15 protein-coding genes are annotated in these 19,534 nt (G+C 51.9%); 11 read left to right on the top strand and 4 right to left on the bottom strand.

Annotation, left to right across the window (positions count from 1 at the left end; translation table 11 throughout):
- Nucleotides 1-101: 101 nt before the first annotated feature.
- The 8 genes from BP71_RS09185 to BP71_RS09150 are packed head-to-tail and all read left to right on the top strand — an operon-like array spanning nt 102 to nt 10,648.
- Nucleotides 102-1,739, top strand: a complete 1,638-nt coding sequence (locus BP71_RS09185) for a TldD/PmbA family protein (protein ID WP_496378338.1) — start codon at nt 102-104, stop codon at nt 1,737-1,739.
- A gap of 5 nt (nt 1,740-1,744) precedes the next feature.
- Nucleotides 1,745-3,082: a TldD/PmbA family protein gene (locus tag BP71_RS09180; RefSeq protein WP_496378336.1), complete on the top strand. Its 1,338-nt coding sequence runs from the start codon at nt 1,745-1,747 to the stop codon at nt 3,080-3,082.
- 2 nt (nt 3,083-3,084) lie between these two features.
- Nucleotides 3,085-3,702 carry a DUF4159 domain-containing protein gene (locus tag BP71_RS09175; protein WP_496378335.1) on the top strand — a complete coding sequence of 206 codons (618 nt, stop codon included), beginning with the start codon at nt 3,085-3,087 and terminating at the stop codon, nt 3,700-3,702.
- Nucleotides 3,703-3,741: 39 nt separating this feature from the next.
- Complete coding sequence (locus BP71_RS09170; protein ID WP_496378333.1) at nt 3,742-4,722, top strand: AAA family ATPase; 981 nt, start codon at nt 3,742-3,744, stop codon at nt 4,720-4,722.
- A 21-nt stretch (nt 4,723-4,743) separates the two neighbouring features.
- Nucleotides 4,744-5,637 carry a DUF58 domain-containing protein gene (locus BP71_RS09165; protein WP_496378331.1) on the top strand — a complete coding sequence of 298 codons (894 nt, stop codon included), beginning with the start codon at nt 4,744-4,746 and terminating at the stop codon, nt 5,635-5,637.
- Complete coding sequence (locus tag BP71_RS09160; protein WP_496378329.1) at nt 5,637-6,761, top strand: BatA domain-containing protein; 1,125 nt, start codon at nt 5,637-5,639, stop codon at nt 6,759-6,761. Before BP71_RS09165 ends, BP71_RS09160 begins: the two co-directional genes overlap by 1 nt.
- A complete protein-coding gene (locus BP71_RS09155) occupies nt 6,754-8,979 on the top strand; it encodes a hypothetical protein (RefSeq protein WP_496378327.1) in 2,226 nt (741 codons plus the stop codon). Before BP71_RS09160 ends, BP71_RS09155 begins: the two co-directional genes overlap by 8 nt.
- A 37-nt stretch (nt 8,980-9,016) precedes the next feature.
- Nucleotides 9,017-10,648, top strand: a complete 1,632-nt coding sequence (locus BP71_RS09150; RefSeq protein WP_496378325.1) for a hypothetical protein — start codon at nt 9,017-9,019, stop codon at nt 10,646-10,648.
- Nucleotides 10,649-10,651: 3 nt separating this feature from the next.
- On the opposite strand, the gene BP71_RS09145 is transcribed toward BP71_RS09150, so the two are convergent.
- From BP71_RS09145 to BP71_RS09130, 4 genes are read right to left on the bottom strand one after another with little or no spacing between them, the layout of a single operon-like run.
- The gene (locus BP71_RS09145) at nt 10,652-11,467 is read right to left on the bottom strand and encodes a tetratricopeptide repeat protein (RefSeq protein WP_496378323.1); all 816 of its coding nucleotides are present in this window, start codon (nt 11,465-11,467) and stop codon (nt 10,652-10,654) included.
- Nucleotides 11,468-11,499: 32 nt separating this feature from the next.
- Entirely contained in the window at nt 11,500-14,121 is a 2,622-nt protein-coding gene (locus BP71_RS09140; RefSeq protein WP_496378321.1) for an ABC transporter permease, read from the bottom strand.
- 59 nt (nt 14,122-14,180) lie between these two features.
- Entirely contained in the window at nt 14,181-16,814 is a 2,634-nt protein-coding gene (locus BP71_RS09135; protein WP_496378319.1) for an ABC transporter permease, read from the bottom strand.
- Nucleotide 16,815: 1 nt separating this feature from the next.
- Entirely contained in the window at nt 16,816-17,160 is a 345-nt protein-coding gene (locus BP71_RS09130; RefSeq protein ID WP_090156215.1) for a PadR family transcriptional regulator, read from the bottom strand.
- Between the two features lie 203 nt (nt 17,161-17,363).
- Here BP71_RS09130 and BP71_RS09125 point away from each other — a divergent pair, with 203 nt between their 5' ends.
- The 3 genes from BP71_RS09125 to BP71_RS09115 all read left to right on the top strand — a co-directional run bounded on the left by BP71_RS09125 (nt 17,364) and on the right by BP71_RS09115 (nt 19,512).
- Entirely contained in the window at nt 17,364-17,879 is a 516-nt protein-coding gene (locus BP71_RS09125) for a GFO_1088 family ECF-type sigma factor (protein ID WP_496378317.1), read from the top strand.
- Nucleotides 17,866-18,624, top strand: a complete 759-nt coding sequence (locus BP71_RS09120; RefSeq protein ID WP_496378315.1) for a HEAT repeat domain-containing protein — start codon at nt 17,866-17,868, stop codon at nt 18,622-18,624. The genes BP71_RS09125 and BP71_RS09120 overlap by 14 nt, the downstream gene beginning before the upstream one ends.
- A 99-nt stretch (nt 18,625-18,723) precedes the next feature.
- On the top strand, nt 18,724-19,512 hold the full coding sequence (locus tag BP71_RS09115; protein ID WP_496378314.1) for a DUF4097 family beta strand repeat-containing protein: 789 nt from the start codon (nt 18,724-18,726) through the stop codon (nt 19,510-19,512).
- Nucleotides 19,513-19,534 lie beyond the last annotated feature (22 nt).

The following is a 19,534-nucleotide window of genomic DNA, read 5'->3' as shown; positions in this document are numbered from 1 at the left end:
CCCATACCAGGTGAGTTGATCAACGTGCAGTCATTCATTAACTTATGAATTGCACTTTATTCAACTCACCCAATCATCACTATTAGCTAAACATCTACACTTTGAAACGACGAGATTTTATCCAATTGGCCGGGCTGGGAACGGGAGCGTTCATGTTGCCGGGCTTTGCAACAGGCAGGCCTGTCGGCCCTGAGGCATTTCTGATGCCTGGTGACGACGTAGCTATGAAAAAGCGGCTGGCCGATGCGGCCCTCAATGCAGCTAAATCGAAAGGCGCTTCCTATGCCGATGTTCGTATCGGCCGCTACCTTAACCAGTATGTGACTACCCGGGAAGACAAAGTGGAGAACATTGTCAATACCGAATCTTATGGTGTCGGAGTAAGGGTCATTGCGAATGGCTGCTGGGGTTTTGCAGCAGTGGTGGATGCCAAGAGTGAAATGCAACTGGCGAAAGCCGCAGAAGAGGCTGTTGCGATTGCCAAGGCGAATGCGAAACTCATGAAGGAACCCGTGCAGCTCGCCTCGCAAAAAGGCTTTGGAGAGGTAAGCTGGAAGGCACCTATTAAAAAAAATGCATTTGAAGTGCCCATCAAGGAAAAGGTGGACCTCCTGCTGTCGGTGAACGACGCGGCCATGAAGAACGGCGCCAACTATGTGAACTCGATCCTGTTTCAGGTGAACGAACAGAAATATTTCGCCTCCACGGACGGCTCCTATATCGATCAGGACATTCATCGGATCTGGCCGCTTTTCAACGTGACGGCCATTGATCCCAAAACAGGGAAGTTCGAAACGCGCAGGTCGTTGAGTGCACCGATGGGCATGGGTTACGACTATCTGCAGTCGAACCCGGCGGATAAGGTAACCGGCATAACGACCCGTTACAACAAAGGTTATGACATGCTGGAAGATGCCACGGCTGGCGCGAAACAAGCCAAAGAGAAACTTACGGCCAAGTCGGTCGAAGCGGGGAAGTATGATTTGGTACTGGATCCTTCACATTTGTGGCTCACCATCCATGAATCGGTAGGCCACCCGTTGGAACTCGACCGTGTGCTGGGTTATGAGGCCAATTTCGCAGGAACTTCTTTCGCCACGTTGGATAAATGGCAGTCCAAAAATTTTCAGTACGGCAGCAAGCAGGTGAATCTGGTGGCAGATAAATTGCAGGTAGGCTCTCTCGGCGCCGTCGGCTGGGATGATGAAGGGGTCAATACCAAACAATGGGACCTCGTAAAGGATGGCGTGCTGGTGAACTATCAGGCCATTCGTGATCAGGCGCACATTATCGGTGCCAAAGAATCGCACGGCTGCTGCTATGCCGACAGTTGGAGCTCGGTACAGTTTCAGCGCATGCCGAATGTGTCGTTGGCGGCGGGTAAAACGCCTCTGTCGGTAGACGATATGATCAAGGACGTTAAAAAAGGCATTTATATCGTAGGCGATGGTTCGTTCTCCATTGATCAGCAGCGTTATAACTTCCAGTTCGGCGGGCAGCTGTATTATGAAATCAAAGACGGCAAGATAGCGGGTATGCTCAAAGATGTGGCGTACCAGTCGAATACACAGGAATTCTGGAACTCCTGCGTGCAGGTTTGCGATGATCGTGACTACCGCCTCGGCGGATCGTTTTTCGACGGCAAGGGGCAGCCTATGCAGTCCAGCGCCGTGTCGCACGGCAGTTCGACTGCGCGTTTCAATGGAGTAAATGTGATCAACACCGCCAGAAAACTATAACAGCCATGTCAATCATTTTATCAGAATCAGAAGCAAAAGCGCTGTGTCAGAAAGTGCTGAGCTATTCCAAAGCGGATGAATGCGAGGTGAGTATCCTGGGCGAGGAGCGGGGGAATCTGCGATATGCCCGGAACGAAGTGTCGACGAGCGGGTCATTGATCAACCAGAACTTGCAGGTCCAGTCTGCATTCGGGAAGAAAGTAGGCATTGCGACGATAGATGAATTCAGCGACGAGTCGTTTGAAAAAGTAGTGAGAAGATCGGAAGAACTTGCGCAACTGGCGCCTGAGAACCCGGAATATGTAGGTATGCTCGAACCGCAGACCTATTTGAAATCCGTTGGTTTCTTTGAATCCACGGCCGGCATTAACCCCGATTATCGTGCCGGGGCGGTCGCCAAAAGCCTGGACCTGACGCGTTCGCAGAACATGACCGCGGCCGGTTTTCTCGAAAATCAGAAAGGCTATTCGGCCATCATGAATTCCAAAGGCCTTTTTGCCTATTACCCAAGCACGAGCGTGAATTTTTCGCTTACCGTGCGGACGCCCGACGGGAAAGGCTCGGGTTATGTGGCAAAAGGTTATAGCGATGTAACCAAGCTCGATACTGCCGCCGCAACGAAAATCGCCATTCAGAAATCGAAAGGTTCTGTCGATGCAAAAGCATTGGAACCCGGCAAATACACGGTGATCCTGGAACCGACGGCAGCGGCGGTACTTCTGGAAAATATTTTCTTCAATTTCGATGCAAGAAGCGCCGACGAAGGCCGCTCTTTTTTGAGTAAAACCGGTGGGAAAAGCAAGTTGAACGAGAAGATCGTCGATGAGCGGGTTAATATCTATTCTGACCCGACTAACCCGGATTTGCCGGCGTCGCCCTGGGCGGGCGATGGACAGGCAGCCAACAAGATCAGCTGGATCGAGAATGGGGTGGTTAAAAACCTGATCTATTCGCGCTATTGGGCGCAAAAGAACAATGTAAAACCGGTGCCGTTCCCGACGAACGTGATCATGGCCGGTGGTACAGCGAGCATGGAAGAGCTGATCAAATCCACGCAACGCGGTATTTTAGTGACCAAACTCTGGTATATCCGCGAGGTCGACCCGCAGACACTCCTGCTCACAGGCCTAACCCGCGACGGGACTTTTTACATTGAAAACGGTGTGATCAAACATCCGATCAAAAACTTCCGTTTTAACGAAAGTCCGGTGATCATGCTCAATAACCTAGAAACGCTCGGCAAGCCCGAGCGCGTAGTGAGTACCGAAAGCAATAGCAATTATCTGATCCCGCCGATGAAAATCCGGGAGTTCACATTCTCATCGTTGTCTGACGCAGTTTAGTATTGAAACCTTTTTTCTTCACCAGAATCCAATACACCTCCGGTAACTGGGATACCGACCAGCGAATGCCATCCAATTTGCTGCATTCGCTGGTTGAGTACACCACGATCCCGGTCGACGAGAAGGAAAAAGTCGTACAGCTGAGCAGTAACGAAATATTCAAAAGCCCATTCTGCTATATGAGCGGGCATAAGCTGGTGGAATTTTCGGCCCAGGAGCGCGACCATTTCAAACGGTATGTGCAGAATGGCGGTTTCGTGTTCGTCGACGATTGCAACCACGATATCGACGGCCTTTTTGCTAAGTCGTTTGAGCAGGAAATGGCCCGGACGTTTGGCCCGAAAGCCTTGCAGAAAATCCCCAACGACCATCCTGTTTACCACAGTTTTTTCAAATTTGCCGATGGCCCGCCGACCACCTCCTTCGAGCTGAACGGCTGGGGCGACGACCTCGTGCACGACTATCTCAAAGCGATCACGATCAACGGAAAGATCGGCGTCCTGTACAGCAACAAAGATTACGGCTGCGAGTGGGACTACGATTTCCGGAACAAACGTTTCCTGGCCGTTGATAATACGCGTTTTGGGGTGAATATTGTGGTATATGCCTTGACGGGATAGGGCGGTCTGCAAAAACATTCACTCATTCACTCATTCAAATTGGAAAGCACAACAACTCATTACCGGAACCTCGTTGCTAAATTGCCGCTTCTAAAAACCGAAATCGCTAAAATGATTGTCGGGCAAAAGGATGCTATCGACGAAATTCTGATTGCATTACTCGCGTCGGGGCATTGTCTTTTGGAAGGGGTACCCGGGTTGGCCAAGACGTTGATGGTCAAAACGATGTCCGAGGCGTTGCATATGAGTTTCCGGCGGATACAGTTTACGCCCGATCTGATGCCCGGAGACATTGTAGGAACGGAGATCCTGGAAGAAGACCATGAAACCGGGAAGAAGTTCTTCAAATTTAACCAGGGGCCGATATTTGCCAATGTAGTACTAGCCGACGAGATCAACCGGACGCCGCCTAAAACGCAGGCAGCGCTCCTGGAAGCCATGCAGGAGAAAAGCGTGACGTACGGCGGCGAAAACTATGCATTGCCCAACCCTTTCCTGATCATCGCCACCCAGAACCCGATCGAACAGGCCGGTACTTATCCGCTTCCGGAGGCGCAGCTCGACCGGTTTTTGTTGTATATCAAACTGGGCTACCCGAGTGAAGACGAAGAGCTCGATGTCCTGCGCACCACTACCGGCACGGGAAAGCCTGAAATCGCGCGTATTTTGTCGGATCAGGACATGGTCGATTTACAGAAACTGACCCGGCAGGTGCATATTGCCGATGAATTACTGATGCAGATCAATCAGCTGGTGCGTTCCACACGGCCGGAGAATACCAACTCGGAATTTATAAAGGAGTGGTGCGACTGGGGTGCGGGGCCTCGTGCGGGGCAGGCGCTCGTGCTGTGTGCGAAGGCGCGTGCGGTGTTGCACGAGCGGTTTTCGGTCATTCCCGACGATATTCGCACACTGGCATTTCCGGTGTTACGGCACCGCATTGCCATGAATTTCAGGGCAGAAGCCGAGGGGATTACCAGCGATCAGGTGATAGACGAGTTGCTGGCGGCGCTGAGGTAATGATATTTGGAATACAAGACGATGCAAAAATCAACCGGACTACTGGCGGCCAGCCTTATCAAGCTCAAAAACCTGCAACTGACCGGCAAGCTGGTCAGTGACGAGCTGATGCTGGGTATCCATTCCAGCAAGCGCTCCGGGATCGGCATCGAATTTGAACAATACCGGCATTACGAGCCCGGCGATGACCCGAAACGCATCGACTGGAAGCTTTTTGCAAGGACAGACAAACACCTCGTCCGGGAGTCGTCGACGGAAAGCGACCGGCAGATCCGGTTGATGCTAGACTTGTCCGGCTCGATGAATTATACCGAGAACGGCGTTAGTAGGCTGCAATATGCGCAGGTGCTGCTGGCTTCCCTGGCCTATTTGTGCTACATTCAAAATGATCAGATGAGTCTGTACGGCTTGAAAGCCGGGCGTGTGGAGACGATTAGTGGCACGGGCTCGGCTTCGTCGGCCAGGCAGGCGTTTCAGAAGATATTGGTCGGTTTGGAAAAGACGTCCGCGGACGGGCCTTGGCAGGGATCCTCGCTACAAAAGGTTGATTTTCAGTCTAAGAAAAAAGAGCAGGTCATATTTGTGAGCGATTTGTTGCAGGTAGGGGATGAATGGCTTTCGTGGATCCGCTCGCTGGCCGGGCCGTATCGCGAAATCGTGATTTTCCAAATTCTCGGAGATCAGGAGATGGATTTTGACCTGAAAGGTTTCTACCGCTTCAAAGACCTCGAAAGCGGCGGCGAGATCGAGCTGGATGCCGGTGCTGTTGCGGTGCAGTACCACACTTCCATGCAGGCCTACCTGGCCGACCTGAAAACGGCGCTGCAAATTCCCCACGTGCGCCTGGTACGGGCGCGTATGAGCGAGCCGATCGGTATGGTATTGAAAGCATTTTTAACGAGAAGAAAAGGCTGATGATGTTCCTGCAACCATACATGCTTTGGGGAATGTTGGCCGTGGTGATGCCGGTGGCGCTCCATTTCTGGTATCAGAAAAAGGGAAAAACAATCGAATGGGCCGCTATGCGCTGGCTGGGCGAGCAAACGACGCTCCAACACCGTGGCTTGCGCCTCAATGAGGTTTGGCTGATGCTTTTGCGTTGCCTGCTGGTTGCATTAATAGTCTTGATATTGAGTAAACCCGTCCCCGAATGGCTGAAAGGGGTCGCACAGCCCGAAGTGGTGCATTTGATCCAACCCGACCGGCTGGTAACCGAAACTTATCGCTTCGAACTGGAAACGGCCCTGAAAAAGGGCGAAAAAGCCTATTGGGCGGGCATTACACCCGAAACCGTGGGTGCATTGAACGAGTTACCCGCCAGTGGTCAGGGGCTTGCGCATTTGCAGCAGAATATCAATGCATTGGCAATGGGTAAGGAGGGGGTTTTTAAGTTGTATTTCAAAAATGACCTGTCACCGGACGAATTCCCGCGGGTATATGTCCCCGGCGATTACCAGCTCTTCCCCGCGACTGATTCAACCCAGAATAAGCCTTTTGAATTAAACAAAACAGCATTGGCGGCAAGAACGCCTGTCCGCATTTTGCTCGATTACCGTGACGCCGACGAGGAGAAAACCGTAACTGCCGCGCTGAATGCGCTCGCGGAAGTGTACGGTTTTAATTTTGAATTGGAAAAACAGAAAAATCCGGAAAAACGATACGACTGGGTATTCACCAACCAGCCGGTGGCCGATCCGATGCCGGAAACGATGTACATTGTCTCGGGCAACATCCTGCATTGGGGCGCTCCGCTGAATGTGGTCCAGCTGCGGGATAGCCTGGATGTTACCGGTTCAGAGCTGGTCGAAAGCGGGCGGTTTCCCGAATGGCTCGGCGATTTAATCGTGAAACGCATGAAGTTCAAAGCGGATGGCCCGTTTTTGAGCAAAGGCCAGCTTCATGCATTGTTTACAAAAATACTTGCAACGAATGCACAAAGCGAGGCGAATCTGCGGCCCTGGTTGTTGCTTATTCTGGTTTGTTTGATGATCACAGAGCGCTGGCTGGCGCTTCGAAAACCGGCGGGAAAACATGGCTGATTTAAGGAAGCTCGTCAAATCGGTGAACACGCATATGCAATGGCTGGCGCTGTTGAAATTCTTTTTGCTGGGCGTGTCGTTTCGCCTCGTGGCCCGTGCTTTCCTGGGGGACCGTGTATGGTTAGTTGAACTGGTTGTAACGGTCGGCTTGGTGATCGGGCTGGTGGTAACCAAGGCTTTTACCGATAAGAAGCGCGTCGCGATCTCGCTTATCCACCAGCATAATCCGGGCGCGGAATACAGTCTCGATCTCCTCGACAAGCAAGATCTGAATACTGCGGAGCAAATGCAGCTTGAACGGATCGCCGCCAGTGAAATTTCTTTCCCGCGCCGGGCGGTCTACCGTGGCGTCTGGGTGTATTTCGGCATCTTGTTGCTGGCTGTGGCAATTAACCATGGATGGTGGGTTTTAACTAGCCAACGTAAGAAACCTGGTAATAGCCGGTCGGTACAGGCTGTCTTGCCCAAAACTGAACGGCAGGCCGTTCCCCGGTACCATTCGGCTCATGTGAAAGTGACTCCGCCGGGTTACACAGGGCTGGTGGGAAGAGAATCGGATGATTTGAATATCAGCTCGATAGTGGGCTCTGGCGTTGAATGGACGGTGCGGTTCAGCGATCCTGCGGGGTTGTCGGTTTACATTACCAACAGCCGGGGCGAGAAGGTTGCCCTGCACGAATACAGCGGTTCATTTGTCCATAAAGACCGCATTGCCGGTTCCGGCCTGTATTCTATCAAAGGTTATTGGAGAGATTCACTGATCTATCAATCCGATTTTTACAAACTGGAAGCATCGCCCGACCTGGTGCCGCGCATCGAGCCGGCCTCAAAAGAGCTCTACCGCTATCATCATCTGAAAGACCCGAACAACATCACCGTTTCCGCCAGAATATCCGACGATTTCAGGGTCAGGCAGGCGTTCATCGTCGCTACCGTGGCCCGTGGTTCGGGTGAAAACGTCAAGTTCAGGGAAATACGGATGCCGGTAGGCCCGGCTGGTTTCAAGGAGGCGGAAATTCAGAAAACCATCGATCTCAATGCCCTTAACTTCACGCCCGGCGACGAGCTTTACTACTATTGGGCAGCGGCCGATAACCGCGAGCCGGAAGCGAATTTTAGCAAAAGTGATACCTATTTTATTGTATTTATGGACACTGCGAAAATCGAAGAAGCCGAGCTGGCAACCATGGCCGTGAACATTATGCCCGAATATTTCCGGAGCCAGCGGCAAATCATTATCGACACCGAAAAATTGATTGCCAAACGGAAAAGGTTGAAAACCAACGAATTCAATTCCACTTCCAACGAAATCGGGTTCGATCAGAAAGTGCTGAGGTTGCGGTATGGGCAATATCTGGGCGAGGAATTCGAAACCAGTATCGGTGGCGACGGGGCGGGGGCTGATGCAGGCAATGTTATAGATGCATTTACGCATCATTCCGACGGCCAGGGAGAAGGGGCCGAGTCGCGCGTGGGAGAATCGCCAGACGGCAAGCCGTCCGGAGGCGACCCGGCGGACGGCCACGCACATGAGCACAAGCAGGAGCCCGCGGGTGAGAAGGACCCGCTTGCCGCATTGATGGAGCAATACACGCATTCGCACGACGATGCCGAGACGAATACTTTTTACGAGCAGTCGACGCGCAGCCTGTTGAAAATGGCTTTGGAACAAATGTGGCAATCGGAGCTGCATTTGCGCACCTATGAACCTGAAAAAGCGCTTCCATTTGAGCACAAGGCATTGGAATACCTCAAAACTGCCCAGCAAAAGGCACGAACTTATGTCAAAAAGAGTGGTTACGACCCGCCGCCGATCAAAGAAAAGGAGAAGCGGCTGACTGGCGAATTGAAAGACCTGGCGACCAAATGGGACTACGAAAAGCAGTTTGACCAACAACCAACCGCTGCGCTGGCTGCGACCATGCTCGGTTACCTGGAAAAAGAACATCCGCATAAACCGGAGCAGGCGAAACTGGCTGCTTTGAGCATGCAATTGACGCAGCGGCTGACCGACAGCGGGCCGTTCAATGGCGGCTTGCAAAACTGGAATACCATAGCCGCATTGCAGAAGCTCGCCGCTGGCCGGGCGTTGAATGTGAGTGAGATAGCGGATTTGAAGCGCGATTTATACAAGCGAACGGATCCCACATTGCAAAGCCGGCCGTCGTGGACGAGCGGTAAAAAATTGGAAGCGGCATTCCGAAAGGCATTGCGTTAGCCTGTTACCAGAAAATTTAGAAAGAATTTAAAACTGAATGATCCATACCGATTTCAACTGGGCCCAACCTGTAAACCTGCTGCTGGTGATTGTAGCATTAGTGTTGCTGGCTGTGCAATGCGGAATGCTCGTCGCGCGGCATCGTCATTCGGGAAGGTTTGGTATTAGGTTGGTTTTGAATGCGTTGCTTTGGATAAGTGTGTTGGCGTGGCTGCTCGATCCTTATTTTAAATCCAGTACCCGCTCAAAAGTAGGATTGCTGATTGCTGAAAATGTCCCCCCGGAAGTTGCCGTTCACATGCGCGACAGTTTACGCGGCGCCGACGTGATCGGGGCGGACGAGCTCCGTAGCAGGGAGTTGGATACGCTCATAATCGCCGGACAGCAGTTCGACGATGCTGTTCTGGCAGCGATCCGCCAGTCCGGAAACCCGCCGGAAGTGCGATGGCTGCCCTATTTCGCAACGGGCGAAGTCCGCGACTTGCATTGGAAAGGGATACTGCGGAAAGGCGAATTGCAAAGGATCGAAGGCAGCATTCAAACGGGGGAAAGGCAGATGTTACAGATCCGGTATGGCGGCCAGACGCTGGATAGTTTACAGTTGAATGCCGGTACAAACCGCCTTCTGCTCGAATTTCCTGCATTCACCGAAGGCCGTACCACCACGACGCTGCATCTCGGCGGCAGGACGATCGACACGCTCCGCTTCTTCGCGCAGCCGGAAGAAAAGCTCACGGTCCGTTTCCTGCTCGATAACCCCGATTTTGAAACCCGTAACCTGGCTACCTGGCTCGGAAAGCAGGGCCACGCTGTTATATATGAAGCCGCATTAGCCAAAAACATACAAAATAGACTGAAAATCAACCGCCCCGCTGAGCCCGACCTTATTATCACCACGGCGTCGAATGCCGCTGATGGGGCCGTCCGAAAGGTAGTGAATGCAGGGAATAGCGTGCTTTTTTTACAATTGGACGAGCCATTGACGGAGCTGAGGGCGATCAATGCCGCATTGGGTACGGGCTTTCAGGCTGTGAAAGTTTCCAATGAGGAGTCGGTGCCGGTGGCGGATTTACTCACTGCGCAGCCGTTCCGTTTCGAGACGCGCGGTTTTCAGACCAAGGCACCGCATTATACCGTGATGACCGAAAAGACAACCGGAAAAATCGCCGTAAGCCTCCTGAATGAGACTTTTGCGATGCAGTTTTCCGGCGACAGCGCTGCTTACGGGAAAGTATGGAGTGAAATACTTGCGTACGTGCGTCCTGCAAAAGGAGCTGTTATCTGGTGTGATGCCCCGGTTTTCAAGGATGTACCGGCCGCATTACAGTTGAACAACTACCAGCCGGTGCCACGGTTTCTGACAATAGGCCGGGATACCGTTTTTACAAACATTTCCGCATTGAATAATCTTTCGGCTACTGCTACTTACCTGCCGGTGCAATCGGGCTGGTTAGCTCTGAATGATCCGCCGGGTACGGAGTTCTATGTGCAGGATTACTCGCCGCTTCGGTACGCATCGCAAATGCAGCATTTTATTCACTCCGCTCAAAAGCTGGGTATGAAGAACACAGCGGAAGACGCGCAGACCTCCCGGAAGTTGCCGGGCTGGTTGTGGTATGCCTGGCTAATGGTTTGTTTGGCAGTGCTTTGGGTGGAGCCCAAGCTGTGATCGTCACCGTTTCTCAATGTCCTCTATCGTGACCTGCCGCGGAAATTTTGCGAAGCGCAGGTTGGGTTCGTTCAATGCGTAACCGTCCTGCATGGCTTGGCGAGCCTTTTCGAAATAGCCGTTCTGACGTTTGTTCCCGGTAACTTTCATGGTCATGCCCATATAGTAATTAGCCATCGGATGCATTTCGTAAAGTTGCAGGCATTCGTTCAGCCGCATTTCAGCCTGATCGAACTCATTCATCAGGTAGTACAGTATGCCAAAATATAGCAGTGTATTGAAATGCAAGTCATTGTGGCCCTCCCCACGCTTTTGCTGGGTAATGTCTTTGATAAAATACTTTTCGGCCTGCGGATAGTTGCCCAGCTCCATATGGCTCAATGCCAGGAAAAATGAGAAGGTATGGTCCATCGTGAATGCATTGGGCGTGAGCTGTTCGGCTGCTTCCAGATCGGTAATAGCCTGCTTAAAATTCTTTGTAATCAGGCAATGCAGATAGCCGCGGTAGCCCAGCCAGCGCTTAGGGTCGAGCTCCACTGCTTTATCGCTATAAGTGATGGCTTTTTGAACGTCGCCCTTTGCGATCTGCCGGAAGCCCTTTTCCTGGTAAACTTCCGAGATATGGGGGCATATGGCGAGCAGTGAGTCGAAAGTCATATCCCAGCGCGCGTCCTCCCACCCAAACCGGTGGGCCCGGCGCGCATAGGCGTGTACGAGGCTGTCCTGTGTGTGTTGCAGGAGGCAATCTGTTGCCGCGGTTTGTGCCAATGCGCATAAACCCGGAAACAGAAGCGGTAACAGCAGCGCGATGCGGTTCATAGTGGATGGCTTATCTTTGACTATAACATCGATCACTCCGATTTCAGCGACTTCGTCGGGTTCGTCAATGCTGCCCTGACCGACTGGAAGCTGATGGTAGCCAATGTGATGATGATCATCAATGCCGCAGTACCTGCGAAAATACCCGTGCTGACGGAAACATGGTAAGCGAAACTTTGAAGCCACTGGTGCATCAGCCACCACGCAAGCGGAAACGCTACCACAATAGCGGCGAGAATCAGCACCAGGAATTCCTTCGATAGCATTGCAACCACGCCCGCTGTACTGGCTCCCAGTACTTTACGAACACCGATTTCCTTTTTGCGCCGCTCCGCCGTAAATGCCGCCAGCCCGAAGAGCCCTAGGTATGAGATAATGATGGCCAGAATGGCAAAATACCGGGCAAGCTCGCCCATCAGTTTTTCAGACGCGTACTGGACCTGGTAGTCGTGGTCAAGGAACTTATAGTCAAATGAATAACCAGGATTGAATGTCCGGTAAAAATCCTGCAAGCGGGCGATGGTCTCCGTTTGTTTTCCTGCCGCGATTTTTACCATGACCAGCATAGTCTCTGCGGGGGACAAATAGAGAATGAACGGCTTGATTTTTTCGTGTAATGAGTTAAAATGGAAGTCTTTGGCAACTCCCACAATACGCTGCTCCTTTCCGCCGATGGTGATCGTTTTGCCGACCGGATCTTTGATTTCCATCGCTTTGGCGGCCGATTCGTTGATGACAATGCTGTTGGCGTCGGAACCGTAGGACCGTGAAAAGCTGCGTCCGGCCGACATTTGTATGCCCATCGTTTCAATCAGGTCGTAGTTGACAGGCATCCGGTAAAAACGGACCTGGTCATCGGTATTCTTACCATCCCAGCGAACCCCGCCGCCGGTTCCGGGCAGGAAGGCGGGAAGAATGATCTTTTGCTGGATACTGGACGCATTCACGACGCCTGGCATCGATTTTAGTTGCGCGAGAAAGGTTTCCATTTTCTCGGCAGACTTGCCTTCCGTTTCGAAGTAGATCATATTATCCTTGTCGTAGCCAGGATTCTTGGTCTGGACAAAGCCAATCTGCCGGTAAACCACCAGCACCGAAATGATAAACACCACCGAGACGCTGAACTGAAACACCACCAGTCCCTTGCGAACCCACAATTCGCCGATCGAACTGAGCAACTTTCCTTTCAAGGTAAGTGCGGGATTGAAGCGGGACAGGTATAATGCAGGATAGCTGCCTGCCAGCAGGCCGGTCAGGATCGTGATTGCAAGCAGCGAGGCGAGCAGTGGCCATTCGAAATGCAGAACGAGATGCTTACCGGTAAGCAGGTTGAACCGGGGTAACGCCAGAAAGACAATGATCACCGCCAGCAAGACTGTTATGAAGCTCATGAGCATTGATTCGCCCAGGAATTGGTAGATCAAGGTAAGCCTTCCCGCGCCGAGCGCTTTTTTGACCCCGACTTCTTTCACCCGCACCGATGCTTTGGCCGTGGACAGGTTCATGAAATTAATGCAGGCAATGAGGAGGATAAAGACCGCAATAGCTCCGAAAAGCTTGACATATTCGATTCTGCCGCCTGCCTGGACGCCGTTTTCATACTTGCTATAGAGGTAACCGTCGGAGTATTTTCTGACAAACAGCGTAGCGTTTTTGTCCTTGAAGCGCTTTTTCGCAAAACCACTTAGTTTTTGTTCAAACAAATGCGCATTGGCACCGGGCCTGAGTACCACGAAGTTGTGAAAAGGGCCACTGGCGGTATTGGGCATGCCGCTTTGTGGCAGTACATCGTCCCACGCGCTCATCGGGATTACGAAATCGCATTGTTCGGATGAATTGTGGGGCATGTCTTTGAAGACGCCATTCACCTGGCATTTGCGCGAAAATGCCTGCCATTTCCATTCGAGCGTCTGGTTCATGGCCTTTTCAGACGATCCAAATAGCCGGACCGCCAGTTGTTCTGAAATGGCAACCGTATTTTTGTCAGTCAGGACGGAATGGACGTTGCCCTGCAAAAGCGGGAAAGAGAATATCTGAAAGTAATTGGAGCTGGCGAAGTTGCCTGCGGCGCTGATGGTCCGGTTATCGTGCGTCAGGTTAAACTTCTGGAACCAAGATTGCGGCGTGGTACTGACCGTCATTTCGACTTCCGGCATATCCCTGATCAGGAATTCCCGCAAGATACCGCCGGTACCTTCCGAGGTCACCAGGCCGTCGCCTCCTTTTTCGTGGATCATCACCTGGTACAGGCGGTTATCCTTTTCATGGAATTTGTCGAACCGAAGTTCGTCGGTTACCCAAAGGTAAATAAGTAGGGTACAGACTAATCCGGTAGATAAACCGACTACATTCAGCAGTGTAAATTGCCTGTTTTTCATGAAATGGCGCCAGGCGGAGATAAAATAGTTTTTCAGCATATCGGTACTCAGGTTGGATACGGAAGGATAGGAACTTTTGTTTTTCTTCAAAAAATAGGGTCTAAGGTGCCGGATCGCCGCAACAGCGTATTCCCGGCGCGCATATGCGATGCCTTTTTCGCGTACGCGCCGCGCAAAAACCTCTTCCAGGTTTCCTTGAATGTCTTCCAGGAAATGGGGGTTGACGAACTGTTCGAGCAGGTAATCTGCCCAGCGGGGAGGGCGGTGGTCACGCATGATTTCGAGTTAAGAAAGACTTGGAAAATTTGCTGGGGCCGGCGCGGTATTATAACCCGTTACTCCGACCGCAGGCTGCGGACCGGGTTCATCGTGGCTGCCTTGATCGCTTGAAAGCTGACCGTCACCAGCGTGATAAGCAACGTGCCCACACCGGTCAAAACGAATATCCACCAGGCAATAGTGGTACGGTACTCGTATTTCGCGAGCCAGTTTTCCAGAAAATAGTAGGCAACGGGCGTTGCGATGAGGAATGCCACGCAGACCAGCAGTACAAAATCACGCGACAGCAAGCCCCATACACTGAAAATCGTAGCACCCAGTACCTTGCGGACACCAATTTCCTTGGTACGCTGTTCGGCCATGTAGGAGGCAACCCCGAAAAGGCCCAGGCAACTGATCAGTATCGCAAGCAGAGAGAAAAAAGTCGTCAGCTTGCCGATCCTGACTTCGTCGAAGAACTTGCGGGAATACACTTCATCCACAAACTCATATTCGAACGGTGAGCCCGGATCATATTTTTCGAAAACCGTCTTGATCTTCTGCAATGATGTCGACGAGCTCAGGGATGGGTTGAGCCGGATATTCATGACACTACCTCCCTGCGACGACAGACAGAAAAACAGCGGACGCACCTGTGCGTAGGGCGATTGTACGACCATGTCCTTAATTACACCGACGATCTTGTACGGTTTCTTGAACCAGGTCAGCGGTTCGTCCACCGGATTTTGTAATCCCATGAATTTGACGGCCGTTTCGTTCACGACCAATGCAACCGAATCGGTGGCGAACTCCCGGGAGAAATCACGCCCCTGCAAAAACTGCCAGCCGACCGTTTTTCCGTAATCGTAGGAAACTTCGTCGAATGCAAAGTCGACCGACTGTTCGGGGTCTTTGCCCTTCCATTCAAACCCGCTCGTGGATGACCACGATTCGGTGGTGGGACTGTTGGATTCGGCGATTTCGGCAATTGCGCCACTGTTTTTCAGTTCCAGCTTTACCGCATCAAAGTGCTTGTGAATGTCCTGGGTAGTCATAAAGAGCGCAAGGAGGCCATCGCGGCTGTAACCCACCGGACGGTTTTTGGCAAACTGAATCTGCCGGAATACAACCGCAGTACCGATGATAAGTATAATGGACACCGAAAACTGGACAACCACCAGTACCTTGCGGGGCATGGCTGCGAACCGCCCGGCCCGGAAAGCACCTTTGAGCACCTTCACCGGCTGGAAGGACGACAGGTATAAGGCCGGGTAGCTACCGGCGATGACGGCTGTAATCACGCTAAAACCGATACTTGCAACCCAGAATCCAAGCTTCGTCCAGGGCATTTCCATCTTTTTGTCTGCGACCTCATTAAAAAATGGCAGGCAAAGCAGGACCAGCACAATAGAAAGTATAAATGCTAATCCGACGACCAGGAATGACTCAGTGAAGAATTGGGTCACCAACTGGTTGCGCAATGATCCCACAGCCTTTCTGATGCCGACCTCCTTGGCACGTTTTTCAGAACGCGCTGTGCTGAGGTTCATGAAATTGATACAGGCCAGCAACAACACAAACACACCTATCGTACCAAAAAGCCATACAAACTCAATCCGCCCGCCTGTCCGGTGACCACCTTTGAACTCGGAAAATAAGTGCCAGTCGCTCATGGCATTCAGGAATACCTCCGGTTTGTATTTCAGTTGCTCTTTATTGATGTTTTTGACTTTAATGTCCTTGATACGTGCTGAGGCCTGATTGATGTCGGCGTGGTCGATCAGTTGCACGAAGGTTTGATAGGCATTGGGGCGCCACGGATCCTCCATCGTTTTGAGCCAGGGATTGGCGACGATCATCAGTTGCCAGGGCATCATGAATGCCATTTGGCTGAATGAGGTGTTATGGGGGAAATCCTCGTATACACCCGTTACTTTCACATGGAGGTTGTTGTCGATCTTGATGGTTTTGTCAATCGGGTCTCTATCTCCAAAATAGGCTTTTGCAACAGACTCTGACAACATGATGGAATAGGGGTCTTTCAGGCCCGAACGTGTGCCGTGGAGCATGCGGAGACTAAGCATTTCCGGTCCGTCGGGTTCGATGAATGTCCCGTTTTTGGAGAACTTTTTATCTCCGGACGCCAGGATATGCTTGTTGCTCCAGGAGGCCATTACCACGTATTTGAAATCCGCGCCATAGTTACGCCGGATCTCATCACCGATCGGGAATGGAAGCGACGTTTGCGTCCCGATTTGACCGTTGAAAGTCTGATGCTGCGATACCTGGGCAATGCGGTCGTAATTTTTGAAATAACGATCGAATGAAAGTTCGTCGTAAATCCAGAGGCCGATCAGGATGGCTACGCCCATGCCCAGGGCGAGTCCTGTAATGTTGATGAAGCTGTAAGCCTTGTTCTTGGCGAGCGTACGAATTGAAATTTTGAGATAGTTCCGGATCATGGCTGGGCTAAAAATATAGGTGGGGGAATAGGCGCTGGGCCTGCGTTTTATAAAATAGGGCCTTATGTACCGCAATGCTGCAAACAGGTACCGTAGCCGGGGCGTTCGAACGGTACCGTGCAGCGTCTGCTGCGCATATACCTCGTGCAGATCTCCCAGGATGTCTTCCAGGAAGTGCGGTGCGATGACGATCGTAAGCAGCCGGTCGATCCAACGGGGCGGATTGTTATGCTGTTGTGCCTTTTCCATATCATGAAAAGCTAAGCTTGGGTTGCAGCTTTTCGGCCGGAATAGCCTGCCAGAGTTGCTGGCGGATCTCATTGATCTCCTGCAATGCGCGGTTACCATAGTTGGTGATGCTGAAAAAACGCTTCCGCCGGCCGCCTCGCTCGGCTGTGGCACCGCCCATTTCGGAGGTAAGGAACCCTTTTTCTTCGAGCCGGTATAAAGTAGCGTGCACCGCGCTCAGTGAAACAGACCGGCCCGTGTATTCCTGCACGCGCTCCCAAATTGTCACGCCATAGGCTTCTTCGGTACAACCGGCCACCACCAGCAGGACGATTTCTTCAAATTCCCCGAGAAAAGTTCTTTTCATGTCCGCACAGCTTATTAGTTGTAATAATGCAAAACAAATACTTTGCCACAATGTAAAAATGCCTTTTTTAGCTAATTGCGGAGCTTTTCTATGCCGTACGCTTGTCCGAAAGCGAACAGTTTTGTTCGGGGCTGGACGCAGGATAAAAATTTTTTCGTAAATCCCGTAACGTTTCCGGTAACCGGTCGTCTATGCTAGTGAATATGGATTTACAAGCCTTCAACCAACGCATTCTTCCCGTCCAGGGGCGCCTGTTCCGTCTGGCGCAGATGTTCCTTCGTAACCGCGAGGAGGCAGAGGACGCCATTCAGGATGTGTTGCTGAGGCTCTGGACCAACCGGCAGCAGCTGGAAAGTTACCAGAGCGTGGAAGCGCTGGCAGTACAGATGACCAAAAATCTTTGTCTCGACAGGCTAAAATCACATCACAAACAGAAAACGAGTCACGAAACGGATATGGTGGCGATGCAGGCAGCGGATGTTTCCCCTTACAGGCAGGTCGAGAACAGCGATAGCGCGGGACTCATACACCGGCTGATAGGCGACCTTCCGGAACAGCAGAAACTGGTGCTGCACCTGCGGGATGTGGAGGAGTATACATTAGAAGAAATCGAAGACGTGACGGGGTTGAGCAACGCCAACATCCGGACGATCCTCTCGCGGGCCAGGCAAAAGCTGCGGGAGAACTACTTAAAGGCTGACAACTATGGAGCATATTGAAAGACTATTGGAGAAATACTACGACGGGGACACCAGTCTGGAGGAGGAACGCACATTGAAGCAGTATTTCCAGAACGGGGACGTACCGATGCATTTGCAAAGCCATGCCGCGCAGTTTGGTTATTTTATACAGGCAAAAAATGAGTACCCGTCATTGGGATTCAACCATGAGCTGGCTTTGAAGCTGGATCCGCCGAAGCAGGGGCCGGTGCGCCGTTTGGGTAGCTGGCTGGTTCGTATAGCTGCGGGGCTTGCATTATTGCTGGTAGGATTCGGTGCGGGCTGGCTGATCCAGGCCAGGTCCGGCAATGTGACTGCGTTCGGCGAAGCGGAAGAGGTGACGGAGATGAAAAAAGTGCTGGCATTCGAACAAATGACGAGTACTTCCGCCAGTGAAAGAATCCAGGCGGTAAACCAGAGCTATACCATTGATGCCGCTGATCGCGATATTACCCAACTTTTGATCAATACGCTCAACTTCGATGCCAATGTGAACGTGCGGTTGGCTGCCTGTCAGGCGTTGACGCACTTTGCCAACGAAGCCGATGTGAAAGAGGCGCTGATCCAGTCGCTGGCGATCCAGACTGACCCGAACATTCAGATATCGCTGATCGAAGCACTGGTGGCGATCAAGGAGAAGCGGGCCGTCGATCAGTTTCAGCAGCTGGCCCGCGACCAGGAAGTGCTGGACGTGGTGCGGTTGAAAGCAACGGAGGGCGTAAACCGACTGAATGCCGACGTGTAACGCGGCCGAGGCATATCAACAGCCCAGGCCTTCGGGCCTGGGTTCATAAAGAAAATCAAACAAGTCAATATCTCAAGTACCATTTATTTTAATCAAACCATGAAAAAAGTACTGCTTATAAGCGCGGGCTTCCTTTGGAGCCTGAGCATTGCGCACGCGCAAAATCTCGAATACAAGACCAAACTCGCTAATTCGAAGGATAAAAAGGTGGTGCTGGAACTCAATTCCAGTGTTGTCAAAATCGAAGGGCACAACAGCGACGACGTGATCATTCAGGCCTCTTCGGGCTACGAGGCGCCGCCGGATCGTGCCAAGGGTCTGAAGCCACTCTACTATACCGCGGTCGACAACTCGGGCATAGGGCTGTCTGTTACGCCGGATGCGTCGGGTCTGAGAATAGAGAAAGCAACGCGCAAGTCGGTGAAATATACGATTAAGCTCCCGAGGCAGGTTGCGGTGCTTTTCCACGAAACCAACTGGCAGGGTGGTTCGGGGCTGACGATCTCCAACATGGATGGAGACCTGGAAGTCAAAACAAACAGCGCCAATATCACGCTCAATAACATCACCGGTCCGGTAGTGGCGAATACCACCAGCGGTGAAGTTACCGCCACGTTCTCGACGCTCTCGCAGGGAAAGCCGACCGCTATTTCCTCTATCAGCGGGGAGATCGACATTACGCTGCCAGCTGCCGCCAAATCGAACCTGAAACTCCGGTCTATCAACGGCGAAATGTACACGGATTTCGATCTCGGGACCAAAAACAGCAAGGATGGGATGTCGAAAGTAGGTGGCGCCGCAAATATCGACGGATCGATCAACGGCGGAGGAGTCGAGATGACGCTCAATACCATCAGCAGCAACATTTATATCCGCAAACAGAAGTAGCCACTGTAAATCGCATCTATTA

The sequence above is a fragment of the Dyadobacter ginsengisoli DSM 21015 genome, assembly GCF_059568735.1.
This window is presented reverse-complemented; position numbering and strand designations above follow the sequence as displayed.

Coding starts and splice junctions, on each gene's coding strand:
- BP71_RS09180 (WP_496378336.1), top strand. CDS start 1,745: ATGTCAATCATTTTATCAGAATCAGAAGCAAAAGCGCTGTGTCAGAAA.
- BP71_RS09165 (WP_496378331.1), top strand. CDS start 4,744: ATGCAAAAATCAACCGGACTACTGGCGGCCAGCCTTATCAAGCTCAAA.
- BP71_RS09160 (WP_496378329.1), top strand. CDS start 5,637: ATGATGTTCCTGCAACCATACATGCTTTGGGGAATGTTGGCCGTGGTG.
- BP71_RS09155 (WP_496378327.1), top strand. CDS start 6,754: ATGGCTGATTTAAGGAAGCTCGTCAAATCGGTGAACACGCATATGCAA.
- BP71_RS09150 (WP_496378325.1), top strand. CDS start 9,017: ATGATCCATACCGATTTCAACTGGGCCCAACCTGTAAACCTGCTGCTG.
- BP71_RS09145 (WP_496378323.1), bottom strand. CDS start 11,467: ATGAACCGCATCGCGCTGCTGTTACCGCTTCTGTTTCCGGGTTTATGC.
- BP71_RS09140 (WP_496378321.1), bottom strand. CDS start 14,121: ATGCGTGACCACCGCCCTCCCCGCTGGGCAGATTACCTGCTCGAACAG.
- BP71_RS09135 (WP_496378319.1), bottom strand. CDS start 16,814: ATGGAAAAGGCACAACAGCATAACAATCCGCCCCGTTGGATCGACCGG.
- BP71_RS09130 (WP_090156215.1), bottom strand. CDS start 17,160: ATGAAAAGAACTTTTCTCGGGGAATTTGAAGAAATCGTCCTGCTGGTG.
- BP71_RS09125 (WP_496378317.1), top strand. CDS start 17,364: ATGGATTTACAAGCCTTCAACCAACGCATTCTTCCCGTCCAGGGGCGC.
- BP71_RS09120 (WP_496378315.1), top strand. CDS start 17,866: ATGGAGCATATTGAAAGACTATTGGAGAAATACTACGACGGGGACACC.
- BP71_RS09115 (WP_496378314.1), top strand. CDS start 18,724: ATGAAAAAAGTACTGCTTATAAGCGCGGGCTTCCTTTGGAGCCTGAGC.